The sequence below is a fragment of the Streptomyces qinglanensis genome, from assembly GCF_900111245.1.
GTDB lineage: Bacteria > Actinomycetota > Actinomycetes > Streptomycetales > Streptomycetaceae > Streptomyces > Streptomyces qinglanensis.
Map to the genome: position 1 here is coordinate 1 of NZ_FOGO01000010.1, position 17,468 is coordinate 17,468.

17 protein-coding genes are annotated in these 17,468 nt (G+C 71.2%); 3 read left to right on the plus strand and 14 right to left on the minus strand.

The window, feature by feature from the left end:
* From BMX65_RS20680 to mreB, 4 genes are all read right to left on the minus strand, one after another.
* On the minus strand, window positions 1–249 hold a 249-nt coding region (locus BMX65_RS20680; protein WP_425315513.1), incomplete at its 3' end, for a DNA ligase LigA-related protein.
* A 14-nt stretch (window positions 250–263) separates the two neighbouring features.
* On the minus strand, window positions 264–1,250 hold the full coding sequence (locus tag BMX65_RS20685) for a methionine synthase (protein WP_075002008.1): 987 nt from the start codon (window positions 1,248–1,250) through the stop codon (window positions 264–266).
* A gap of 73 nt (window positions 1,251–1,323) precedes the next feature.
* On the minus strand, window positions 1,324–2,013 hold the full coding sequence (locus tag BMX65_RS20690) for an SDR family oxidoreductase (protein WP_075001852.1): 690 nt from the start codon (window positions 2,011–2,013) through the stop codon (window positions 1,324–1,326).
* Between the two features lie 109 nt (window positions 2,014–2,122).
* Window positions 2,123–3,157 (minus strand): rod shape-determining protein, encoded by a 1,035-nt coding sequence (mreB, locus tag BMX65_RS20695; protein ID WP_075001853.1) that lies wholly within the window; start codon window positions 3,155–3,157, stop codon window positions 2,123–2,125.
* A gap of 328 nt (window positions 3,158–3,485) precedes the next feature.
* On the opposite strand from mreB, the gene BMX65_RS20700 reads away from it, so the two are divergent.
* Entirely contained in the window at window positions 3,486–5,159 is a 1,674-nt protein-coding gene (locus BMX65_RS20700) for a glycine/sarcosine N-methyltransferase (RefSeq protein WP_455569779.1), read from the plus strand.
* 96 nt (window positions 5,160–5,255) lie between these two features.
* On the opposite strand, the gene BMX65_RS20705 is transcribed toward BMX65_RS20700, so the two are convergent.
* Window positions 5,256–5,663, minus strand: a complete 408-nt coding sequence (locus BMX65_RS20705) for a hypothetical protein (protein WP_075001854.1) — start codon at window positions 5,661–5,663, stop codon at window positions 5,256–5,258.
* Window positions 5,664–5,872: 209 nt separating this feature from the next.
* On the opposite strand from BMX65_RS20705, the gene BMX65_RS20710 reads away from it, so the two are divergent.
* Entirely contained in the window at window positions 5,873–6,397 is a 525-nt protein-coding gene (locus BMX65_RS20710; protein ID WP_075001855.1) for an LOG family protein, read from the plus strand.
* A gap of 102 nt (window positions 6,398–6,499) precedes the next feature.
* Here BMX65_RS20710 and mnmA read toward each other — a convergent pair whose 3' ends face one another.
* Window positions 6,500–7,642 (minus strand): tRNA 2-thiouridine(34) synthase MnmA, encoded by a 1,143-nt coding sequence (mnmA, locus tag BMX65_RS20715; protein ID WP_075001856.1) that lies wholly within the window; start codon window positions 7,640–7,642, stop codon window positions 6,500–6,502.
* A 55-nt stretch (window positions 7,643–7,697) separates the two neighbouring features.
* On the opposite strand from mnmA, the gene BMX65_RS20720 reads away from it, so the two are divergent.
* The gene (locus tag BMX65_RS20720; protein ID WP_079172007.1) at window positions 7,698–8,498 is read left to right on the plus strand and encodes an N-acetylmuramoyl-L-alanine amidase; all 801 of its coding nucleotides are present in this window, start codon (window positions 7,698–7,700) and stop codon (window positions 8,496–8,498) included.
* A 43-nt stretch (window positions 8,499–8,541) separates the two neighbouring features.
* On the opposite strand, the gene BMX65_RS20725 is transcribed toward BMX65_RS20720, so the two are convergent.
* The 8 genes from BMX65_RS20725 to BMX65_RS20760 form a co-directional block, all read right to left on the minus strand.
* The gene (locus BMX65_RS20725; RefSeq protein ID WP_075001857.1) at window positions 8,542–9,729 is read right to left on the minus strand and encodes a cysteine desulfurase family protein; all 1,188 of its coding nucleotides are present in this window, start codon (window positions 9,727–9,729) and stop codon (window positions 8,542–8,544) included.
* A gap of 184 nt (window positions 9,730–9,913) precedes the next feature.
* Window positions 9,914–10,390: a Dps family protein gene (locus BMX65_RS20730; RefSeq protein ID WP_075001858.1), complete on the minus strand. Its 477-nt coding sequence runs from the start codon at window positions 10,388–10,390 to the stop codon at window positions 9,914–9,916.
* A 118-nt stretch (window positions 10,391–10,508) separates the two neighbouring features.
* Window positions 10,509–11,363 carry a thioesterase family protein gene (locus BMX65_RS20735; protein WP_075001859.1) on the minus strand — a complete coding sequence of 285 codons (855 nt, stop codon included), beginning with the start codon at window positions 11,361–11,363 and terminating at the stop codon, window positions 10,509–10,511.
* A 23-nt stretch (window positions 11,364–11,386) separates the two neighbouring features.
* Window positions 11,387–12,082 carry a trimeric intracellular cation channel family protein gene (locus tag BMX65_RS20740; protein ID WP_075001860.1) on the minus strand — a complete coding sequence of 232 codons (696 nt, stop codon included), beginning with the start codon at window positions 12,080–12,082 and terminating at the stop codon, window positions 11,387–11,389.
* A 115-nt stretch (window positions 12,083–12,197) separates the two neighbouring features.
* Window positions 12,198–13,304: an ABC transporter ATP-binding protein gene (locus tag BMX65_RS20745; protein ID WP_075002011.1), complete on the minus strand. Its 1,107-nt coding sequence runs from the start codon at window positions 13,302–13,304 to the stop codon at window positions 12,198–12,200.
* A gap of 26 nt (window positions 13,305–13,330) precedes the next feature.
* The gene (locus tag BMX65_RS20750) at window positions 13,331–14,551 is read right to left on the minus strand and encodes an ABC transporter ATP-binding protein (protein WP_239502227.1); all 1,221 of its coding nucleotides are present in this window, start codon (window positions 14,549–14,551) and stop codon (window positions 13,331–13,333) included.
* Window positions 14,548–15,546 carry an ABC transporter permease gene (locus BMX65_RS20755; RefSeq protein ID WP_075001861.1) on the minus strand — a complete coding sequence of 333 codons (999 nt, stop codon included), beginning with the start codon at window positions 15,544–15,546 and terminating at the stop codon, window positions 14,548–14,550. Before BMX65_RS20755 ends, BMX65_RS20750 begins: the two co-directional genes overlap by 4 nt.
* Before the next feature lie 160 nt (window positions 15,547–15,706).
* Window positions 15,707–17,458 (minus strand): ABC transporter substrate-binding protein, encoded by a 1,752-nt coding sequence (locus BMX65_RS20760; RefSeq protein WP_075001862.1) that lies wholly within the window; start codon window positions 17,456–17,458, stop codon window positions 15,707–15,709.
* Window positions 17,459–17,468: the final 10 nt, after the last annotated feature.

Consider the following 17,468-nt stretch of genomic DNA (forward strand, 5'->3'; position numbering starts at 1 on the left):
GGCGACCTCCGTGAACTCCGTCTCGTACCGCCCGGAGACCTTCTGGGTCGGGGACTGCGGGGTGCGCAGCGCAGGGTGCTCCTCCTCCAGCGCCTCCAGTCGCCGCAGCAGCCGGTCGAACTCGGCATCGCTGACGACCGGTGCGTCCTTGACGTAGTACCGGAAGCGGTGCTCCTCGACCTGCTCCGCGAGGCGCTGGTGCTCCTCCCGCTGCTGCGCGGGGACCGTTCCGTCCTCTTCGCCCGCCACCGTGGGTCCTCCCGTCACTGAGGGTTGTCAGCGAGTGCTCGTGCTGCCCGGACGCAGTGGGCGAGCGCCTGCCGCGCGTACGCGGGCGAGGCCCCCGCCAGCCCGCAGGTGGGGGTGACCACGACGGACTCGGCCAGCAGCCCCGGGGACAGCCCGAGCCTGCGCCACAACGACCTGACACCCCCGACGCTACCGGCAGGGTCTGACAATGCCCCGCTGTCCGGCGCGGTGGACGGTACGACACCCGCGAAGAGCCGCAGCCCGCCCTCCACGGCCGCACCGATCATTTCGTCGTCACGCTCGGTGAGCAGAGAGAGGTCCAGGGAGACGGCGTCCGCGCCGGCCCGGTGCAGCAGACCGAGCGGCACACCCGGCGCGCACGAGTGCACGACCGTGGGACCGTCGTGCACCGCGAGCAGCTCGCGGAGCACCCCTTCGACCACCGCCCGGTCCACGGCCGGATGGGTGCGGTACCCGCTGGCGGTGCGCACGCTGCCGCGCAGCACGGCGGTGAGGGAGGGCTCGTCCAACTGCAGCACGGGCACCGCGCCCGGCACCCTGCGCCGCACGTCCGCCAGGTGCGCCGCCAGCCCCTCGGCCAGCGAGCCGGCCAGGTCCCGGACCGCTCCGCTGTCGCCCAGCATGGCTTCGCCGTTGCGCCGCTCCAGCCCGGCGGCCAGCGTCCAGGGCCCCACGGCCGACACCTTCAGCCCCCGCGGCGCTTCCCCTTCGCCGTACCCCTGGGTGAACTCCTCCAGCGCGTCGAGGTCTTCGCCCAGCCAGGCGCGGGCCCGGCGGGTGTCCCGGCCCGGCCGGTCGCTGATCCGCCAGCCGCTGGGCTCCAGGTGGACGTACATCTCGGCCAGCAGGCCCGCGGTACGGCCCAGCATGTCGGCGCCCGGCCCCCTGGCCGGCAGCTCCGGCAGGTGGGGCAGGTGCTGCGGCGCCTCGAACGCGCCGGTGACCGTCCTGGCCGCCTCACGGGCGTCCGTGCCGGGCATGGACCCGATGCCGCCGGCTGCCGCGGGACCCCACGGCAGGGCGCCGCCGGTCTGCGTGCTCTCGCTCACCGGGTCAGCCTCCGGGCCGCACGGACAGGTCTGTGATCTCCGCGCCCCTGGGCAGGTCCAGGGCCGTCAGAATGCTGGTGGCCACCGCCTCCGCGGGGATGTAGCGCGCGGGTTCGTAGTCCTTGCCCTCCTGCCGGTGCACCTTCTCCTGCATGGGAGTGGCGGTGCGCCCGGGGTAGACGGAGCTGACGCGGACCCCGTTGCCGCCCTCCTCGCCGCGCAGTGCGTCCGCCAGCGCCTTGAGGCCGTGCTTGCTCGCCGCGTAGGCGCTCCACTCCGGGTTGGCGCGCAGTCCGGCGCCGGAGTTGGCGAAGACGACGTGGCCGCGGGAGCGGCGGAGCTGCGGCAGCAGCAGCCGGGTCAGCTCGGCGGGCGCCATCAGGTTGGCGGCGAGCGTGGCCTGCCAGAGCTTGGGGGTGCTCTCGCCGACGGTCCCCAGTTCGACGACTCCGGCGATGTGCAGCAGCGAGTCGACCTCCTCGGGGAGCGCCTGGTGTTCGAACGCCCAGGAGAGGCGGCCCGGTTCGGCCAGGTCGCCGACCAGGGTGCGGGCGCCCTCGAACCGGGCGGCCAGTTCCTTGGCCCGGCCCGCGTTCCGGGCGAGCAGGTAGAGGGTGTCGCCGCGGTCCAGGAGGCGGCGGGCCACCTCGGCACCGATCCCGGAGCCCGCGCCTGTGATCACATGTGTTGCCATGCCCCCATGATCCCGCACCCCGGTGATCCGGCCGCGGGGCGGCTCACCGGAGGGGCGGGCGGCGCGCGGCCGTGACCCGGGAGCGGACCCGGGAGCGGCGCGCGCGCCGTCAGGCCGCGAAGATCGACTCCAGTTTGTCGTACTCCTCCAGGCAGCGTCCGGTGCCCAGGGCCACGCAGCCCAGCGGTTCGTCGGCAATGGTCACCGGCATCCCGGTCTCCTTGATCAGCCGCTCGTCGAGCCCGTGCAACAGGGCGCCGCCGCCGGTCAGGACGAGGCCGCGCTCCATGATGTCGCCGTACAGCTCCGGCGGGCACTCCTCGAACGCCGCCTGGACGGCGGCCACGATGGAGCGCACCGGGCGCTCGACGGCCTCCACGATCTCCCCGGGCGAGAGCTGGACCACCTTGGGCATTCCGGTGTGCTTGTCGCGCCCGCGCACCGGGACGAACTCGCCGCTGCCGAGGGACATCTTGATCTCCTCGGAGGTCCGCTCGCCGACGGCGATGGTGTACTCCCGCTCGATCCAGGAGGCGATGGCCGCGTCCAGCGCGTCGCCCGCCACCCGCGCCGACCGGGAGACGACCATCCCGCCCAGCGAGATGATGGCGATCTCCGTGCTGCCGCCGCCGATGTCCACGACCATCGAGCCGCGCGCCTCGTGCACCGGCAGCCCGGCGCCGATCGCGGCAGCTATGGGCTCCTCGATCAGCCGCACGGACCGGGCGCCCGCGCGGCTGGCGGTCTGCAGCACGGCGCGCCGCTCGACCCCGGTGACCCCGCTGGGTACGCACACCACGACCCGCGGCGACCTGCCCCGGCCCCGGCCGCCGTCGCGGGCGGCGCGGATGAAGTACCGCAGCATTCCCTCCGTCGCCTCGAAATCGGTGATCACTCCGCCCTTGAGCGGGCGGGTGGCGGTGATCGATCCGGGAGTTCGTCCCACGGCCTGGCGCGCCTGGGCGCCGACCGCCAGCACTTTTCCGGTGCGGGTGTCGATCGCGACGACGGAGGGCTCGTCGAGGACCACTCCGCGCCCGCGTTCGTACACCAGCGTGTTCGCGGTGCCGAGGTCTATACCGATGTCGCGACCACGGAACGAGGAGGAGGCGGAGGAGAGAGCGGAGGAGGTGCGTTTGGCCATGAGTGCTCACCAAGCTCGGTGCGGTGTTGTACGAGGATGCCACGAGTCGTACGGAATTGTGGTGCTGCCAGCCGCAGCATACCCAACTGTCCTGTTTGCTGCGGCAGGTGGGCCCCACCGGCCCGCCGAAAATCTGGAATCGGAAAGATGCTGGTCGGAGCGCGTTTTCCGGACAATCGCACGCATGCATCAGCCAGTTGGTGGCATAGATCTCCGGGGGTTGGATAGCTATGCACCGGAGACCACGCGCGGTTCACCGAGCCCGAAGCCTGGTGCGTCCTCGGGGACCGCGCCTTGGGCCACCGTCTCTACCACTGGAGGTTTCGTCATTTCCGCGCGACCGGCTCAGGAATTCGGAGACAACCCCGTCGAGGTCCGGGAAACCGGACACTATACAGAGGAATACGTCCCCAGCTTCGTGGAGAAGTGGGATTCTCTCATAGATTGGGAGAAGCGAGCGGAGAGCGAGGGAAACTTCTTCATCGACCTGCTGCGAAAGCGAGGAGTAAGGAGTGTCCTCGACGTCGCGACAGGGACCGGGTTTCACTCGGTACGGCTGTTGGAGGCCGGATTCGAAACCGTGAGCGCGGACGGAAGTGCCGACATGCTCGCGATGGCGTTCGAAAACGGAATGAAGCACGGCGACCACATCCTGCGGGTCGTCCAGGCCGACTGGCGCTGGCTCAACCGGGACGTTCACGGTGAGTACGACGCTATCGTGTGCCTCGGCAACTCCTTCACGCATCTCTTCTCGGAACGCGACCGGCGGAAGGCGCTGGCCGAGTTCTACGCGATGCTGAAGCACGACGGAATCCTCATCCTGGATCAGCGCAACTACGACGCGATTCTGGATCGCGGGTACTCCAGCAAGCACACGTACTACTACTGCGGCGAGGACGTCGCGGTCGAGCCGGAATATGTGGACGAGGGGCTGTGCCGCATGCGGTACCGCTTCGCCGGCAGCGCCGACTACCACCTCAACATGTTCCCGCTCCGCAAGGACTACACGCGGCGACTCATGTCGGACGTCGGCTTCCAGCGCATCGAGACGTACGGCGACTTCCAGCACACCTACCGGGACGAGCAGCCCGACTTCTTCGTGCATGTCGCGGAGAAGGAATATCACCCGGAGGATGCGGGAGAAGGCGCTTACGGCGGCGCAGTCGGGACGGCGCGGAGTTATTACAACTCCCCCGACGCGGACACCTTCTATTCCTCCGTGTGGGGCGGGGAGGATATTCATGTCGGCATCTACGCCGATGCCGAGCAGCCCATCGCGGAGGCCAGCCGGCACACCGTCGAGCGCATGGCTTCCGGGCTCGGCCTGGACCGGGATTCCCGCGTCCTCGACCTCGGGGCCGGCTTCGGGGGCTCGGCCCGCTACCTGGCCGAGACCTTCGGCTGCACGGTCCAGGCCCTCAACCTCAGCGAGGTGGAGAACCAGCGGCACAAGGAGCTGAACGCGGCGCGCGGCCTCACCGACCGGATCGAGGTCGTGGACGGCTCCTTCGAGAGCGTGCCGTTCCCCGACTCCAGCGTGGACGTGGTCTGGTCGCAGGACGCGTTCCTGCACAGCGGGGACCGGCTGCGGGTGCTGGAGGAGATCCGCCGGGTCCTGAAGCCTGGCGGCCGACTGGTCTTCACCGACCCGATGGCCGCCGACGACACCGACTTCAGCGCCATCCAGCCCATTCTGGACCGCATCCACCTCGACGACATGGGCTCCCCCGGCTTCTACAAGCGGGAGCTCACCCGGCTCGGCTTCGCCCCGACCGAGCACGCGGACTCGGACGAAGGGTTCGAGGACCTGCGGGAGCAACTCGTGCGGCACTACGGGCGGGTGCTGCAGGAGACCGAACGGCAGGAGGCCGACGGGCTCGCCTCGAAGATCAGCAGCGACTACCTGAGCCAGATGAAGAAGGGGCTCGCGCACTGGGTCGAAGGCGGTGAGAAGCGCCGTCTGACCTGGGGCATCTTCCGCTTCACCCTGACGAAGGGCTGATGGGCCGCGCCCTCTCGGCGCAGCGGTGACCCGCATCGCGCACGACCGCCCGCCCTCCCCGGTCCGCACCGGGGAGGGCGGGCGCGTCGCCGCGGATCAGTGCCCCGGTCCGGGATCGGGCGCCGGCCAGCTGCGGGGTGGGATCTCCGACCCGGGGCGGGTGCTGGGCGCCGGCTCGGGCCGGGCAGTGGTCGAGTCCCGGAACCCACCGTCCGGGGGCACAACTCGGAGGGACGGCCGGAGTTCGCCGTACCGCTCGCCCTCCTCGGGCTGCGGAGCGCCCGGCACGCTGCCGTGCATGGGGTTGCCCGGGAAGCCGTCGCCGTCCCCGCCGCCACCGGAGCCGGGGCCGGAGTCCGGGCCGTCCTCCGCGTCGTACCAACCCGGTCCGCTCCCACCGGAAGCGGGCTCCTGCTGCCAGCTCACCGTCAGCAGGCTCCCGGTCGCCACGAGCACCGCCCAGATCCCGGTCAGCCAGGCCCACCGTCGCCGCCGTGCGTCCAACTTCGCTCCCCCACCCCTGAATCACCCCTGAATCGGCCTGCCGCCCGCCGAGCGCCGCGTCGCGTGCGCCGGGAGCGTGCCACAGCGTACGCACTCCGCCACCCGGCCCGCAGCCCGCCGCCCCGCGCTCGTCCGGCGGTCGGCACCGCCTGTCTCCCGGGCCCCGGGCGGCCGGCTCTAAGCTGGGGCCCATGGCCTCTTCGACCCCCATGAACATCTGCGTCTTCTGCTCGGCCGCCGAACTCGACAGCGTCTACACCGAAGCGGCCCGCGAGTTCGCCGAACTCCTCGGCAAGCGGGGGCACAGCCTCGTGTGGGGCGGCTCGGACTCGGGGCTGATGAAGGTCGTGGCCGACGGCGTGCAAGGCGCGGGCGGACGGCTGATCGGCGTCTCGGTGGAGTTCCTGCGGGACGTGGCGCGGCCGGACACCGACGAGATGGCCGTCGCCGCCGACCTCGCCGAGCGCAAGGCGCTCCTGCTGGACCGCGCGGACGCCGTGGTGGTCCTGGTGGGCGGCACCGGCACGCTGGACGAGGCGACCGAGATCCTGGAACTGCGCAAGCACGGCATGCACAGCAAGCCGGTGGTGGTGCTCAACACCGCGGGCTTCTACAACGGCCTCCAGCAGCAGATGACGCGGATGGAGGCCGAGGGCTTCCTGCCCGTCCCGCTGGCGGACCTCGTCAGCTTCGCCGACGACGGCCCGCAGGCACTGGAGCTGCTCGGCGCCTGAGACCGCGGCGCCCGGGCTGCGCGGCCCCGGGCCCCGGGCGGGCGCCGGGCCCTCCGCGCGGGCAGGGGGCTCCGGCCCGCCCCCGGGACGGCACTGCGCGGCTCAGACCGCCGGGACGGCGCGCTCCGTCCGGTCGATCGTCGCCGAGCCGACCACCCGGGTGCCGTCGTAGAGCACGATCGCCTGCCCAGGTGCCACACCGCGCTCCGGAGCGGCGAACCGCACCCGCAGCTCACCGTCGGCCAGCTCCGCCTCCACCGGCGTCTCGGCACCGTGCGCCCGTAGCTGCGCCGTGTAGGGGCGGGGGCCGTCCGCCGGGGGCGCACCGCACCAGCGGGGGCGGACCGCGGTGAGGGCGGCGATGTCGAGGGAGGCCGCGGGGCCGACGGTGACCGTGTTGTCGACCGGGGAGATGTCCAGCACATAGCGCGGCTTGCCGTCCGGGGCCGGGTGCCCCAGCCGCAGGCCCTTGCGCTGGCCGACGGTGAATCCGTAGGCGCCGTCGTGGCTGCCCACCTTGGCGCCGGACTCGTCGACCACGTCGCCCTCGGCCCGGCCGAGCCGGGAGGCGAGGAACCCCTGGGTGTCGCCGTCGGCGATGAAGCAGATGTCGTGGCTGTCGGGCTTCTTCGCCACGGCCAGACCGCGGCGGGCGGCCTCGGCGCGGATCTCCTCCTTGGTGGTGAGGGTGTCGCCCAGCGGGAACAGCGCGTGGCTGAGCTGCCGCTCGTCCAGTACCCCCAGCACATAGCTCTGGTCCTTGGCCTGGTCACTCGCTCGGTGCAGTTCCCGGTGCCCGTCCGTACGCGTCACAACGGTGGCGTAGTGGCCGGTGCACACGGCGTCGAATCCCAGCGCCAGCGCCTTGTCCAGCAGCGCGGCGAACTTGATCTTCTCGTTGCAGCGCAGACAGGGGTTGGGCGTGCGGCCCGCCTCGTACTCGGCGACGAAGTCCTCCACCACGTCCTCGCGGAAGCGCTCGGCCAGGTCCCACACGTAGAAGGGGATGCCGATGACGTCGGCGGCGCGGCGTGCGTCGTTCGAGTCCTCGATGGTGCAGCAGCCGCGCGCACCCGTGCGGAACGACTTAGGGTTGGCGGACAGAGCCAGATGCACACCCGTCACGTCGTGTCCGGCCTCGACGGCACGGGCCGCCGCGACAGCGGAATCGACCCCGCCGGACATGGCGGCCAGCACACGGAGCGGGCGCGCGGAGGCTGTGCCCCGCGAGGATGCAGTAGTCATAGCGCCCTCCAGGGTAGACGGAACCTCCCGGCCACCCGAACGCGTTAGGGAGCGCATGGGACCAGCGGCGGATGACGGACACGAGAACGGCCCGGCGGACGGCTCCGGGTCCGGCCCCGGCGAGGGCCGGGAGGCCGGTCCCGGCGGCCCGGACGAGGGCACCGGCGCCTCCGGCGACGGCGGCCCGGGAGGCGCCCGCGGCCGCGGGGTCGCCCGGCGGCGGCTGCTGATCGGCGGCAGCACCGTCGTGGGCCTCGGCGTGCTCGGGGTGGCCACCCAGCAGGAGCTCAAGCGCTGGTGGTGGCGGATGCCGGGGAACGACAAGCCGCGGCTGGAGGGCGAGGTGGACGACACCCGCGCCCGCTGGGTGGCCGCAGCCGACGCGAACATGCGCCGCGGCGACCGGCCCGCGGACTACGGCATCGACCGGGTGATCGTGCATGTCACGCAGGGCAGCGCGGCGGCGGCCGTGAAGGTCTTCCGGGACCCGGAGCACCGGGCCGCGGCGCACTACATCGTCTGCCAGGACGGGCAGATCATCCAGATGATCCGCGAGCTGGACGTCGCCTTCCACGCGGCGAACAAGGAGTACAACGAGCGCAGCATCGGCGTGGAGCACGAGGGCTGGATAGACCGTCCGCAGGACTTCACGGACGCCATGTACCGCTCCTCCGCCAGGCTGACGGCGGGGATCTGCTCCCGCTACGGCTTCCCCGCCGACCGGCGGCACATCATCGGCCACAACGAGGTGCCGGGCGCCGACCACACCGATCCGGGGCGGCACTGGGACTGGGACAAGTACCTGCGGATGGTCCGCACCGAGATGCGGGTGGAGAGCACGCTCCGGGACAAGTGACCGCCGGGGCGAGTGGCCGGGCGGGCGGCATCGTCCGGTGCGGCTAGCTCAGCCCCGCCGTGCGGGCCCGCGCGACGACCGGGCCGATCGCCTGCGCCAGCGCGTCCACGTCCGCCTTGGTGGTGGTGTGGCCCAGCGAGAAGCGGAGGGTGCCCCGGGCCAGGTCGGGTTCGGTGCCGGTGGCCAGCAGCACGTGGCTGGGCTGGGCGACGCCCGCGGTGCAGGCCGAACCGGTCGAACACGCGATCCCCTGCGCGTCCAGGAGCAGCAGCAGCGAGTCCCCCTCACAGCCCGGGAAGGAGAAGTGCGCGTTGGCCGCGAGCCGCCCGGCCGGGTCCGGGTCGCCGTTGAGCACCGCGTCCGGTACGGCGTCGCGGACGGCCGCCACCAGCGCGTCCCGCAGTCCGCCCACCTCGCGGACGAAGTCGGCCCGCCGCTCGACGGAGACCCGTGCGGCCGTGGCGAACGCGGCGATGGCCGGGGTGTCGAGCGTGCCGGAGCGCACGTGCCGCTCCTGGCCCCCGCCGTGCAGCAGCGGTACCGGCGCGTACTCGCGCCGCAGCAGCAGCGCACCGACCCCGTAGGGGCCGCCGGTCTTGTGGCCGGTGACGGCCATCGAGGCCGGCCCCGAGCCGCTGAAGGAGAGGTCGAGCTGCCCGAACGCCTGCACCGCGTCCGAGTGCAGCGGAACATCGAACTCGGCGGCGACCTCGGCGAGTTCCGGCATCCGGGAGACCGTGCCGATCTCGTTGTTCGCCCACATGACGGTGGCCAGCGCGACATCGGAGGGATCGCGTGCGAGGGCCTCGCGCAGCGCCTCGGGGTGCACCCTGCCGTACCCGTCCACCGGCAGCCATTCCAGGCGGGCGCCCTCGTGCTCGGCCAGCCACTCGACGGCGTCCAGCACGGCGTGGTGCTCCACCGGCCCGGCCAGCACCCGGGTGCGGCGGGCGTCCTGGTCCCGGCGGGCCCAGTAGAGCCCCTTGACGGCGAGGTTGTCCGCCTCGGTCCCGCCGGCGGTGAAGACGACCTCGCTGGGGCGCGCCCCGAGCGAGGCCGCGAGCGACTCGCGGGCCTCCTCCACCGTGCGCCGGGCCCGCCGTCCCGCACCGTGCAGCGAGGAGGCGTTGCCGACGACCGCGAGCTGTTCGGTCATCGTCCGCACCGCTTCGGGCCACATGGGCGTGGTGGCGGCGTGGTCGAGATAGACGGGGTGGGCGGAGTCAGCCATGGTTCCCCAATCCTACGGTTCCCCACGGGGCGCACGACCGGCGCGTGGCAGCGTACGCGCCTCGTCGTCCGTGCCCCCGGCCGGAGCCGGCCGGGAGTCCCGGGCGCCCGCGCCGCGGCCCGCGGACAGCGGAACCCGCCCGCCGGGCGGATCCGGGGCCCGGCCGGTACCGGCCCGGAGCGGCTCAGCCGCGGTTCTCCGCCTGGAACATCCAGTGCTCCTTCTCCAAGACGCCGGTGAGCTGGATGAAGACGTCCTCGGTGACGGGGTCGACCGGGCCGACGGCCTTCATCCGCTCCCGGGCCTTGGTGATGACGGCGCCGAGGGCCTCGACCATCAGGCGGACCGCGTCGTTGTCGGGGAGCCAGCCCTCCTTGACCGTGTTGACGGCGCTGCCGCCCGCGACCGTGGTGGAGCGGCCGTCGGGGCTGACGCCGAGCGCGGAGGCCCGCTCGGCGACGGTGTCGGAGTACTGGCGGGCCGTGTCGACGACCTCGTCGAGCTGGAGGTGGATGGAGCGGAAGCGCGGCCCCACCACGTTCCAGTGGATCTGCTTGGCGGCGAGGGAGAGGTCGATGAGGTCCAGCAGCGTGCCCTGCAGGGCCTCGGCGACGGTCTTGAGGTCCGACTCCGGAAGCGTGCTCTTCACTGTGTAGGTCACGTGCGTCGCTTTCTCTCGGGCAGACAAACTTTCCCGACCTACGTAAGCACATCGGACGAAAAGCGACATCGAGGCGCCCGCACCTGTCACCCGGGCCGCCTCCGCCGCCCCGCCCGCGCTACGCGCGTGCCAGTTGCCGCGACTGCGCGACCAGGCGGTCGGCGGAGTCCCACACCTCGGCGTCCTCCTCCAGGAATCCGCCTGCCAGATTGCGGGTGGTGATGGCGATGCGGAGCGGACCGGGCGCCGGGCGGGCCCGCACATGGGCGGTGAGCTCGACGGTGGGCACCCAGCCGGTGAGGCCCAGGTCGAAGCCGGTGGGCGGCAGCGCGTCGACCGCCATCAGCAGCGAGAGCGGGTCCGGGTCGCGCCCGTCGGCGAGTCCGAGCCAGCCGCGGATCTCGCCGCGCATGCTGGGCGCACCCAGCGCCCAGCCGCAGGTCTCCGGGTCGAGGCGGAGGTCGAGCCGGCGCCCCATCTCGGGTACGGCCGCGTCGCCGCCGGGGTGGTCGGTGGCCCGGAAGCACTGCTCCTGCGGCGGGACGGCGGGCGGCTTGGCGCTGGTGCGCACCTCGCCTCGGAGCGCGTCCAGTTCGCCGTAGGTCGCCAGGACCCGGATGCGCTCCACCTCCGTACCGCTCTCGTCCCGCTGGAAGAGCCCGGCCGAGGCGGTGGAGACGGTGCGCCCGCCGCGGGCCACCGAGGTGCGGACGGTGGCGGGGCCCGCGGTGGTGGCCGTGAGGTAGTGGGCCGTGACGGTGAACGGGTCCGGGTGCGGAAGGGCCTGGCGCAGGGCGCGGCCCACCACGGCCAGCAGGTAGCCGCCGTTCAGGGCGGTGCCGATGGCCCAGCCCGGGGAGAGCTGCGCCTCGTGGACGCCGGGGCGCAGGGTGCGGACCGCGGTGTCGCGGTCGAACTCGCTGCTGCCGGCGGGAGCGGCGGATACGGCGGTGCAGGACGGTGCGTCGGACATGGGGCGACGGTACACCGAACTTGTTACTGCTCGGTAGGGGGTGGTTCCGGGGTACCCCCCGCCGCCTCCGCGTCCACCGTCGCGCTGCTGCGCTTCCACGCCCGCGGCGCCCGCCAGTTGTAGTGCAGGGCCAGCAGCCGCAGTACGAAGGCCAGCAGCGCCGCGCCCACCGCCGTGGCGGGACGTACCGCGTCCAGGTGGATCAGCAGCGCCACGGCGCTGGAACCGATGACCGCCGGGACGGCGTAGACCTCCCGGTCCCAGCGCAGCAGCGAGGGCACCTCGTTCGCCAGCACGTCGCGCAGCACGCCGCCGCCCGCCGCCGTGGCCAGCCCCATCACGACCGAGGAGGTCAGGCTGAGCCCGTACTCGTCGGCCTTGAGGGTGCCCGTCACGCAGAAGAGCCCCAGCCCCGCCGCGTCGAAGACGTTGACCGCCTTGTTGATCCGCTCCACCTCCGGATGGAGGAAGAAGACCAGCGCGGCCGAGACGAGCGGGGTGAGGAAGTAGCCGAGATCGGTGAAAGCCGCCGGGGGTACGGCACCGATGACCACGTCCCGGAAGAGGCCGCCGCCCAGGCCGGTGACCTCGGCGAGGACGGCGATGCCGAAGACGTCGAAGTTGCGGCGGACGGCCAGCAGCGCCCCGGAGACGGCGAAGACGAAGATGCCGGCGATGTCCAGCCAGTGTTGGAGCGGAGGACTGAAGAGGGATTCCACCGCTCCTTTGTATCCGGACCGCCCCCGGAGCCTCTCCCCGGCTCCCGCCTGCGCCGCCCCGAAGGCCACGGAGGCCGGCGCCGGAGGGGCTGTGGAACCAGCCCCTCCGGTGGGCTCAGCGCTTGGCGGTGGCCGCCTCGCTCAGCAGCTCGGTGTCTCCCGGCTCCTGGTCCGGCGCGTTCTCCGGGTGGTGGCAGGCCACGTTGTGGCCCGTCGCCAGCGGGATCAGCGGCGGCTCCTTGGTCTTGCAGACCTCCGTGGCCTTCCAGCAGCGGGTGTGGAAGCGGCAGCCGGACGGCGGGTTCATCGGCGAGGGCACATCGCCCTGCAGCAGGATCCGCTCCCGGCTGTCCGCCGCCTTGCGCCGCGGGTCGGGCACCGGCACCGCCGACATCAGCGCCTTGGTGTAGGGGTGCATCGGCGTGTTGTAGAGCGACTGCCGGTCGGTCAGCTCCACGATCTTGCCGAGGTACATCACCGCGATCCGGTCCGAGACGTGCCGGATGACGGACAGGTCGTGCGCGATGATCACGTAGGTGAGGCCGAGCTCCTCCTGCAGATCGTCCAGGAGGTTGACGACCTGCGCCTGGATGGAGACGTCCAGCGCCGAGACCGGCTCGTCGGCCACCACCAGCTTCGGGCTGAGCGCCAGGGCGCGGGCGATGCCGATGCGCTGCCGCTGCCCGCCGGAGAACTCGTGCGGGTAGCGGTTGTAGTGCTCGGGGCTGAGCCCGACCACCCCCAGCAGCCGCTGGACCTCCTTCTTGACGCCGCCCTCCGGCTGCACCCCCTGGAGCTTGAACGGCGCGCTGACGATGGCGCCGACGGTGTGCCGGGGGTTCAGCGAGGAGTACGGGTCCTGGAAGATCATCTGCACGTCGCGGCGCAGCGGACGCATTCCGCTGACGCCCAGATGGGTGATGTCGCGGCCCTCGAACTCGATGGAGCCGGCGGTGGGCTCCAGCAGCCGGGTGATCAGCCGGCCCATCGTCGACTTGCCGCAGCCCGACTCGCCCACGACGCCGAGGGTTTCCCCCGCGCGGACCTCGAAGTCGATGCCGTCGACCGCCTGCACCGCACCCACCTGCCGCTTGAAGAGGCCCTTGTGGATGGGGAAGTGCTTCTTGAGGCCGCTGACCTTCAGCAACGTCTCGCCCTGGCCCGGCGCTGCCGCGGAGTCGGCCGTCGGCTCGGAGCCCGGGGACTTCACGGGTTTCGTCATCGGCTCGTCGTCCTCACTCACGCCGCTCACAGCTTCGGGGCAATCTCTTCGTTCCAGATCCGCTCCCGGTCCTCCTGCGCCATGTGGCAGGCGGCCAGGTGCCCGTCCTTGACCTCGCGCAGCTCCGGCCGGACGGTACGGGTGACGTCGTCCCCGGGGACGTCCGCGTACGGGCAGCGGGGGTTGAAGGCGCAGCCGGACGGGACGTTGATGAGGCTGGGCGGCGAGCCCTTGACGGGAATGAGCCGGTCGGCACGGTCCCGGTCGATGCGCGGCATGGAGCCCAGCAGGCCCCAGGTGTAGGGGTGCTGCGGCTCGTAGAAGACCTGCTCGGCGGTGCCGTACTCGACACAGCGCCCGCCGTACATCACCAGGATGTCGTCCGAGAGCTCGGCGACGACGCCCAGGTCGTGGGTGATGATGATGACGGCCGAGCCGAACTCCTGCTGCAGGTCCCGGATCAGGTCCAGGATCTGCGCCTGGACCGTCACGTCGAGCGCCGTGGTGGGCTCGTCGGCGATCAGCAGTTCGGGGTTGTTGACCAGCGACATCGCGATCATCGCCCGCTGCCGCATCCCGCCGGAGAACTCGTGCGGGTAGCTGTCGACCCGCTTGCCGGGCTCGGGGATGCCCACCCGGTCCAGCAGCTCGATCGCGCGCCTGCGGGCCGTCTTCTTGTCGACGTCGTGGTGGACGCGGTACGCCTCCACGATCTGGTGGCCGACCGTGAAGAAGGGGTGCAGCGCCGAGAGCGGGTCCTGGAAGATCATGGAGATCTCGCGGCCGCGCAGCTTGCGCACCGTCTCCGCGTCGGCGGAGAGCAGCTCCTGGCCGTCCAGCCAGATCTCGCCCGAGAGCTGCGGGCGCTGCCTGCCGTACTGGCCGACCGTGTGCAGGCCCATGATGCCGAGCGAGGTGACGGACTTGCCGGAGCCCGACTCGCCGACGATGCCGAGGGTCTTGCCCTTCTCCAGCGAGAAGGTGAGCCCGTCGACGGACTTGACCAGGCCGTCCTGGGTGGGGAAGTGCACCCGCAGGTCGCGCACCTCCAGGAAGGAGGACGGTGGGCGCTGGTCCAGCTCGGGTTCGCCCGGCGCGGTGCCGGAACCGGTCAGGTCCGGTGCCGTGCCCTGCTCGGGGATCGCGGCCCCGGCAGCGCCGGTGGCGGCGGCCTGCGGCGCGTCCACGCGGGTGGCGTCCGTGCCGGGTTCGGTGTCCTTGTGGGACTTGTGCTCGTGGTCGGTCATCCCAGCCTCACTCGTGGGTCGATCACGCCGTACAGCAGGTCCACGATGAGATTCGCGATGACGACGGCGGTTGCGGTGATCAGGGTGACGCCCAGGATCAGCGGGAGGTCGCGATCGGTGATCGCCTTGAGCACGGCCTGACCGAGTCCGGGAATGCTGAAGGTGGTCTCGGTGAGGATCGCGCCGCCCATCAGGGCGCCGATGTCGATGCCGAGGAGCGTGAGGACCGGCGTCATGGTGGAGCGCATGGCGTGCTTGCCGATGACGACCGGCTCCTTGAGCCCCTTGGCGCGGGCGGTACGGATGTAGTCCTCGCCCATCACCTCCAGCATGGTCGCCCGGGTCAGCCGGGCGTACATGGCGCCGAAGAGGAAGGCGAGGGTGACCCAGGGCAGGATCATGCCGCTGAACCACTTGACGGGGTCGTCGCCGAACGGGGTGAAGGTGTTGCTCACCAGGTCGAGCTGGTAGGCGAAGACCGCCAGCGAGATCAGACCGGTGAAGTAGACGGGCAGCGAGACGCCGGCCAGCGCGCCGGTCATGGCGAGCCGGTCCCAGAGGCTGCCCCGCTTGAGTGCGGAGAGCACGCCGACGGCCAGGCCGATGATCAGCCAGATGACGGCCGCGCCCAGCGCCAGCGAGAGGGTGACCGGAAGCCGGTCGGTCAGCACCGGCCAGATCTCCTGCTCGGTGCGGAAGGAGTATCCGAAGCAGGGGGCGGAGCAGTGCGTCGTGTCGCCACCGGAGGTGTAGTCCCGGCCGACGAAAATGCCCTTGAAGAACTCGAAGAGCTGGACCAGGACCGGATCGTCCAACTGGAGCTTCTCGCGAACGGCTTCGACGCTCTCCTTGTCGGCCTGCTTACCGACGAACATGGTGGCCGGATCGATCCCCGACCACTTGGGGATCAGAAAGAAGATGCAGAAGACCGCCAGGATGATGACGACCAGCATCACTGCGACGGCGAACAGCCGCCTGATGAGGTATGTGAGCACTGCTCTCCGGCCGCCCGGCGGCGGCCCGGCCGCTCCCCGGTCGGGAGTCGGCGGCCGGGCCGCCCGTAGCGGCCTTCACCTGCCCTTCGTGCCAGCGGCGGGTGGCGCCGTCAGATGGTGATGTCGGTGGCGAACTTCGAGGGTCCGGGGACCCCCTGTGTCACTTGACGCCGAGGGACGCGAAGTCGTACCAGCCGCTGAAGGAGTCGGCCGCGTAGACGTTCGTGAGCCGGTCCGAGCGCCACTGGACGACCTTCAGGTAGGTCAGCGGCAGGTAGTAGCCGCCTTCCATGACCCGGTGGTTGACCTCGGCGTACTTCTCGGCGGCCTTCGCCGGGTCGAGCTCGGCGATGGCGTCCTCGAGACCCTTGTCGATCTTCGGGTCGTCGATCAGCGCGTAGTTGTTGTTGCCGTTGTCACGGATCTTGGAGCTGTGCCACAGCTCGATGCCGTAGCCCTGGCCGCTGGGGAAGTCCGGGCCCCAGCCGTAGAGCACCATGCCGTAGCCCTTGCGCTTGACCGTGGCCTGGTTGCCGACGATCGAGGAGCCCTGCGAGCCGTCGAACTCGTCCAGCTCGACCTTGATGCCGACCTTCTTCAGCGACGCCTGGATGGCCTCGGCGGACTTCACGTCGGCCTTGTCGGTGTTGCGCACGGCCAGCGTGGTCTTGAAGCCCTTCGGCTTACCGCACTTCTCGAGCTCTTCCTTGGCCTTCGCGACGTCGGCGGCTCCGCCGTTCTTGCGGATGCCGTACTGGTCGTCGTTCTGGTCGGCGCCCGGAACGGTGGGCGGCAGCATGTTGACGGCCAGCTCGCCACCGGCGGTGGGGCCACCGCGGGCGGTCTGCACCGACTTGTGGTTGGTGCCGTAGATGGCGGCCTTGCGGCAGTGGATGTTGTCGAAGGGCTTCACGCTCTGCGGGAAGGCCACGTACGAGATGAACCCGGTCTGCGGGTTGTCCACGTTGCCCTTGTGCTGCTTGAGGGCGGTCTGCCGGCCCTGGACCTCCATGCCGCGCTGGTTGAGGTCGAGGTCCGCGTCACCGTTGATCAGGCGCTTGTCGCGCTCGTCGGGGTTGGTGAGCAGCGTGACCTTGACCTTGTCCGGAAGGGCCTTGCGCAGCGTGTCGCTGTTGCGGTCCCAGTGCTTGTTGCGGACCAGGAGCAGCGACTTGTTCGGGGTGTACGACTTGAACTTGTACGGACCCGAGGAGAAGGGGCGCAGCGTGTACTTGGACTTGGTGTCCTTGTCCTTGCGCACCGGCGAGTTGGTGGGCATCGCCAGCATCTGCTCGAAGTCGCCGTTGGCCTTCGGCAGGTGGAACTCGATGGTCTTCTCGTCGGGCGTCTTGATGGCGTCGAAGCCGCCCTTGTCCTCGTAGGGACCCTTCCACTTGCCGTCCGGGTCGAGGACGTCCTTGATGTAGGTCGGGCCGCCGGAGAGGGTCTTCTGGGCCCACTGGCGCTCGATGCCGTACTTGACGTCCTGGGAGGTGATCGGCTTGCCGTCCTCCCACTTCAGGCCGTTCTTCAGGGTGTACTTGTAGACCTTGCCGTCCTCGGATATCTGCGCGTTGTCCGTGGCCAGGTCGGGCTTCAGGTCCAGGCTCTTCTTCCCCGGCTTGGGGCTGTAGCTCACGAGCTGGCGGCTGTAGAACCGCGAGAAGTCGAAGACGAAGCCGTAGTACATGCGGGTGGTGTCCCAGGAGTCGGCGTCCTGGACACCCACGAACTTCAGGGTCCCGCCCTTTTTGCTGGAGGCGTTGGCGACCTTGTTGACGCCCGCGTTGTACTCGCCGCCGCCCTCCTTGTCGCTGTCGCCCCCGCCGCAGGCCGAGGTGGCCAGCAGCGTGGCGGCGGCAACAGCCGAGAGCGCGGCCAACCGGCGCCTCGATGTGCGTAGGGGTTTCACGTCTCGCAAC

What these genes read in the sequence shown, in the direction of transcription:
- BMX65_RS20745 (WP_075002011.1), bottom strand. Translation starts at nt 13,304, where the DNA reads ATGACGAAACCCGTGAAGTCCCCGGGCTCCGAGCCGACGGCCGACTCC.
- BMX65_RS20690 (WP_075001852.1), bottom strand. Translation starts at nt 2,013, where the DNA reads ATGGCAACACATGTGATCACAGGCGCGGGCTCCGGGATCGGTGCCGAG.
- BMX65_RS20725 (WP_075001857.1), bottom strand. Translation starts at nt 9,729, where the DNA reads ATGGCTGACTCCGCCCACCCCGTCTATCTCGACCACGCCGCCACCACG.
- BMX65_RS20720 (WP_079172007.1), top strand. Translation starts at nt 7,698, where the DNA reads ATGGGACCAGCGGCGGATGACGGACACGAGAACGGCCCGGCGGACGGC.
- BMX65_RS20710 (WP_075001855.1), top strand. Translation starts at nt 5,873, where the DNA reads ATGAACATCTGCGTCTTCTGCTCGGCCGCCGAACTCGACAGCGTCTAC.
- mnmA (WP_075001856.1), bottom strand. Translation starts at nt 7,642, where the DNA reads ATGACTACTGCATCCTCGCGGGGCACAGCCTCCGCGCGCCCGCTCCGT.
- BMX65_RS20685 (WP_075002008.1), bottom strand. Translation starts at nt 1,250, where the DNA reads ATGCCCGGCACGGACGCCCGTGAGGCGGCCAGGACGGTCACCGGCGCG.
- BMX65_RS20735 (WP_075001859.1), bottom strand. Translation starts at nt 11,363, where the DNA reads ATGTCCGACGCACCGTCCTGCACCGCCGTATCCGCCGCTCCCGCCGGC.
- BMX65_RS20750 (WP_239502227.1), bottom strand. Translation starts at nt 14,551, where the DNA reads ATGACCGACCACGAGCACAAGTCCCACAAGGACACCGAACCCGGCACG.
- mreB (WP_075001853.1), bottom strand. Translation starts at nt 3,157, where the DNA reads ATGGCCAAACGCACCTCCTCCGCTCTCTCCTCCGCCTCCTCCTCGTTC.